General features: G+C 34.2%; 2 protein-coding genes. Both read right to left on the reverse strand.

Annotated elements, in window-relative coordinates; all coding sequences use genetic code 11:
• Nucleotides 1–92: 92 nt before the first annotated feature.
• The gene (locus CGZ90_RS18785; RefSeq protein WP_094254049.1) at nt 93–800 is read right to left on the reverse strand and encodes a response regulator transcription factor; all 708 of its coding nucleotides are present in this window, start codon (nt 798–800) and stop codon (nt 93–95) included.
• 248 nt (nt 801–1,048) lie between these two features.
• Nucleotides 1,049–1,802 (reverse strand): HAD-IC family P-type ATPase (locus CGZ90_RS18790; protein WP_133063617.1); only part of this gene is annotated, 754 nt, incomplete at its 5' end.

Here is a 1,802-nt window from a genome sequence, read left to right on the forward strand (position 1 = left end):
TACTTGAAAAATAACAAAACCTGTTGGGATTAAAACAACCATAAATAGCAAAATAAAACTACCACTGATTTTAAAGGAAATTTTATTTTGAATCATATCTCTTCTCCAGGCGGATTAAACTTATATCCAATACCCCATACTGTTTTTATAGGGTTAAATGAAAGATTAGACCTTCTAAGCTTCTCCCTAATATTTTTCACATGGGTATCCACAACCCGTCCATCAAGTGAATAATAATGACCCCATATTTCATCCAAAAGTACGTCTCGTGTCATAACTTGTTTTGGACTATTCGCCAAAAATAATAACAATTCTAATTCTTTCGGTGTAAATTCAACCGGTAAACCATCTACAAATATTTCTCGTCCACTAATGTCTATTTTTAGATCCTTTATAATCAATTGGTTCTTTATTTCAGAGTTGGTTTGTAAAAAAGAAACCCTGCGGAATAGAGCTTGAACTCTAGCCAATAATTCATCCGGTTCGAACGGTTTGACAAGATAATCATCTGCACCGATATTTAATCCCAATATTTTATCCTTTGTATCAGAGAGAGCAGTAAGCATGATAATAGGAGTTATATTATTCATCTCCCTAATCTTTAAGCATACTTCCCAACCATCAAGTTCAGGCATCATAATATCTAATATCACTAAATCAATGTCCTGAGTATTGATGATTTCTATAGCCCTCTTTCCACTATCGGCTTCTATAAGTTCATAATAATCTCTTAGATAAATCTGCAGTAAGTTCCTCATTTCCCAATCATCATCAATTAGCAGAATTCTATTTTTCTCCATATAAACGCCTCTTTTTTATTTATTGTTTATTTATATAGGATGTACTTTTTGATATGTTTAAAGACACAGAAATAGCATTGTCGCATTATCATTGTTCCATATAGTTGTGTTCTTTTTATGAAGAAGTATAAGTTCAATGTAATACAATAACCTAAAAGTTAAACACGGCGAAATGAAACATATTCTTATTTTCTCAAAGGAAAAGAAAAACACCGTAAACAATGGCTCGACTGTTTACGGTTCTCTCATTAAATTTTTTCAGTTTTCAGTACTCGCATCGCGTTTAATACAGCTAGTAATGTTACTCCTACATCTGAGAAGACGGCTTCCCACATAGTAGCGATTCCAAATGCACCAAAAATAAGAAAAATACTCTTTATCCCCAGTGCAAAAACGATATTCTGCCATACGATACGCCGTGTACGTTTGGCAACCTTAATTGCTTCAGGAATCTTCGACGGTTCATCTGTCATGATAACAATATCTGCAGCTTCGATTGCTGCATCTGATCCCAAACCTCCCATTGCTATTCCAACGTCGGCTCTTGCTAAAACAGGAGTATCGTTTATACCATCACCAACAAAGATAACTTTTTCTTTGGATAGCTTTTGTTTGTCTAACTTTTCAATTTCCTCAACTTTTTGATGAGGTAATAGTTCTGTATACACTTCATCGATACCAAGTTCACGTCCCACTGCTTTTCCAACACTAGCAACGTCCCCAGTTAACATGATCGTTTTCTTGATACCAAGATTCTTTAACATTCTTATTGCATTTGCAGAATCTTCTTTTACCTTATCAGAAATGACGATATGTCCAGCAAAAATTCGATCAACAGCCACATACACGATTGTTCCTGTAACCTTTGGTTCCTCAAAGTCTATATTTTCTTTACTCATTAACTTCGCATTACCAGCTAATATTTCTTTCCCATCTACCGATACATGAATACCATGACCTGAAATTTCATTGTAATTTTGAATCTTACTTTCATTCACATCT

It is taken from the genome of Fictibacillus aquaticus (assembly GCF_002245695.1).
GTDB classification, from domain to species: domain Bacteria; phylum Bacillota; class Bacilli; order Bacillales; family Fictibacillaceae; genus Fictibacillus; species Fictibacillus aquaticus.

What these genes read in the sequence shown, in the direction of transcription:
- CGZ90_RS18785 (WP_094254049.1), bottom strand. Translation starts at nt 800, where the DNA reads ATGGAGAAAAATAGAATTCTGCTAATTGATGATGATTGGGAAATGAGG.